The organism is Desulfovulcanus sp. (genome assembly GCF_982781345.1).
Map to the genome: position 1 here is coordinate 1 of NZ_CEYAEZ010000184.1, position 1190 is coordinate 1190.

The window sequence follows — 1190 nt, forward strand, 5'->3', positions numbered from 1 at the left end:
AGGAAGGAGGTGTATAGCCTATGAAACAGATAAATTTTGATTCTGGTAAAAATTTACTACTAAGATGGGCTGGAGTCAAGGGAATTTTACCGAAGGAGGTATTCTGGGAGGATATAAGAGCTAAGGTAAAGCAAATGATAAAAGATGTGTTAGAATACAGTTTAAACAAAGAATTAGAAGCCATATTAAAAGCAGAGAAGTATCAACACACTCGCTTAAGAGAAGGGTATAGAAATGGATACCGGCCAAGAAGCCTTATTACCCATATTGGAGGCAGAATTGATAATTTTTTAGTCCCTCGGGCAAGGAGAAAAGTTAAATTTAGGCTCATAAAGGCCTATCAAAGAAGGTTAGATGAATTTGACTATGCAATACTTAATTGTTTTTTAAATGGCTCCTCTACCAGAAAAACAGCCCAGTTTTTCTATAATTTCTTCTCAGAATCAAGTATAAGCCATCAAACCGCATCTAATATCCTAAAAAGATTAGATAGCTTAGTTAATCAATTTTTAAAGAAGAAACTAATTGATGAATATCTATTTCTAATTGTAGATGCCAAATATATAAAGATAAGCCCTGAGAGTAAAAGGAAAAGGCCTTGTTTATTCTGCATAGGGATAAAAGAGGATTTAAGGTATGAGATTCTTTATTTTAAAATAGTATCCAGTGAAAATGAAGTAAACTATACCAATTTTTTCTTTGATTTAAAAGATAAAGGTTTAGAAGGAAATAATCTAAGAATGGTTATCTGTGATGGTAAAAGATGTATTAAGAATGCCTTTTTATTTGTATATCCTAATAAAGATATCCAGATTTGCTCAATTCACTATGTAAGGGAAGCCTTAAGATATATCCATAATAAAAGGCTCCTTCCTCAAATAAGAAAAACTGCTTACAATCACTATAAAGCTAAAACCAGAGAAGAATTCTTAAAGAGGCTGAATGAATTTAAAAATCTCTACCAGGATAAGGAGCCTAAATTCTTTAAGATCCTTACTAAAAACATAGCTGAGACCTTAACCTTCTTAAAATTTCCAGCTAAATTCCATTCCTTAATAAAGAGCACCAATCCCTTAGAGCGCTTTATCCGTGATATAGAACAACTAACCCGATACTGGGCAGGATTCAGAGATATAAAGAGTGCAAATAGGGTTATCTATCTATTAGTTAAAAGGTTTAACAATAATCTG

Annotated in this window: 1 protein-coding gene; it reads left to right on the forward strand. The window is 32.3% G+C overall.

Annotated features, from left to right (window positions below; genetic code table 11):
- Nucleotides 1–20: 20 nt before the first annotated feature.
- The coding region (locus AC3WVG_RS12105) for an IS256 family transposase (protein WP_488798371.1) at nucleotides 21–1190 on the forward strand (1170 nt) is incomplete at its 3' end.